Origin of the sequence: Streptosporangium sp. NPDC006013 (assembly GCF_040614275.1) — a bacterium.
Taxonomy (GTDB): domain Bacteria; phylum Actinomycetota; class Actinomycetes; order Streptosporangiales; family Streptosporangiaceae; genus Streptosporangium.
Genome location: NZ_JBEXUE010000904.1, coordinates 1 through 1,696 on the forward strand (window position 1 = coordinate 1; position 1,696 = coordinate 1,696).

Below are 1,696 nucleotides of genomic sequence, written 5' to 3' on the forward strand. Positions count from 1 at the left end.
GGGGTCGAGCGGGTGGCCGCAGGCGCCCAGGACGAACACGGCCGGGTGAACCTCACGGTTCGCTCCCTCAGACGCCGAAGCGCCCTCGGGGTGACGCCGAGCAGACCGGGTGCCGGTCCGCTCGATCTCCCCTCGCCCAGGTCGAACACCAGGTACCGCCGAGAGGCGGTGCCCGTGAGCCGTTTCGTGCCCACCCCCGGGCGTGTCTGCTCCCACGGATTCGAGAGCTTGGAGCTGAGGAAGCACCCCAAGGTCGGTCTGCGATCTTGTGTTCAACGTAGCCATCTGAATCACACCTCCAGTTCATGATGGCTAGGGCTGGTCAACGCGGGGCTTCGAAGCGCATCACTGCGCCTCAAGCCCCCTCCTGCAGGAGGGGGTTGTTGACATTCCATGCACATCGCCGTCTGAGATGGCACACTCACTCACGGTGAACTGTTCTATCAAGGACTGCAATACCTCATGTTGAGATTCCACAGATTTGCTATCAAAGGACGGAGGGAGGTAGATGCGTGGCTTCTCGACGCAGCCCCACGGCCCGTCATCGCCGCCTGATGGCTGAACTGAACCGTCTGCGAAAGGACAGCGGGCTGACACGGGTGGAGGTGGCCGAGCGGATCGGCTCCACCGACACCACCGTCTGGAGATACGAGACGGGCCTGACCCGTCCCCGCCCCTCGGACGTGTCGGCCCTCACCGATGTGTACGGCGTGACCGGGGAGGCGCGTGACTCCCTGATCCAGATGGCCGTGGAGGCCCGGCGGCGCGGCTGGTGGCACCCCCACCGCCAAGCCCTTAAACCGGGCTTCGACTCCTACATCGGGCTGGAGGCGGAGGCGTCGCTCGTGCGCTCGTACGAGCCGCTCGTCGTTCCCGGCCTGATGCAGACCGAACCGTACGCACGCGCGGTGATCGAGGCGACCTCCATTGTCCAGACCCCCTCCCAGGTCGAGGAGACGGTCTCCGTGCGCATCTCGCGCCAGCGGTTGCTGCACGGACCCGGTGACCCGATCCACCTTGTCGCGGTGCTCGACGAAGCAGTGATCCGGCGTCAGATCGGCGGGCGCGACGTCATGTCGGAGCAGTTGGAACATCTCGTCCACCTCGGCGCGCTGCCCAACGTGGAGATCCGGGTCGCCCCGTTCTCCGCAGGGGCGCACGCGGCGATGGACGGCAAGTTCTGCCTGCTCAGCTTCCCCGAGCCCGAGGTTTCCGACCTGCTCTATCTGGAGCAGGCCTCGAGCGGGCTCGTGCCGGACGACCCGGAGCAGGTCAGCCGATACGCCTCCATGTTCGAGAGCCTCTGCGAGATGGCACTCGGTCAGGAGGAGTCGGCGGCCTTCATCGCCCAGATGGCGAGAAGGTTTTCCTCCCCCTAGCCGTAGAAGGAAGAAAAAGTGCGAGGGTCCACGATGGATCTGTCCGACGCCGAGTGGCGTAAGAGCGGTCGCAGCACCAACGGAGGCGACTGCGTGGAGGTGGCGGTCGTCCCCGGTGATCCGGCCGTTGCCCGACACAAGGCCGACGCCGATCAGCTTTACCTCGTCCGCGACTCCAAGGATCCGGGCGGCCCGGCTCTGGCGTTCACCCGAAGCGAGTGGGACGTCCTGAGAGTGTTCGACGACGCGATCGCCCTTCTCCACCGGCTGGGTCACCGCGTCAGCGACGGCGCCCTGCCGTTCGACGGACGGGACAC

2 protein-coding genes are annotated in these 1,696 nt (G+C 66.2%); both read left to right on the top strand.

Going from position 1 to position 1,696, the window contains the following annotated elements; all coding sequences use genetic code 11:
* Positions 1 to 554 precede the first annotated feature (554 nt).
* Complete coding sequence (locus tag ABZ260_RS50765) at positions 555 to 1,379, top strand: helix-turn-helix transcriptional regulator (protein ID WP_355633080.1); 825 nt, start codon at positions 555 to 557, stop codon at positions 1,377 to 1,379.
* Between the two features lie 18 nt (positions 1,380 to 1,397).
* Positions 1,398 to 1,696: DUF397 domain-containing protein (locus ABZ260_RS50770; RefSeq protein ID WP_355633083.1), on the top strand; the 299-nt coding region annotated here is incomplete at its 3' end.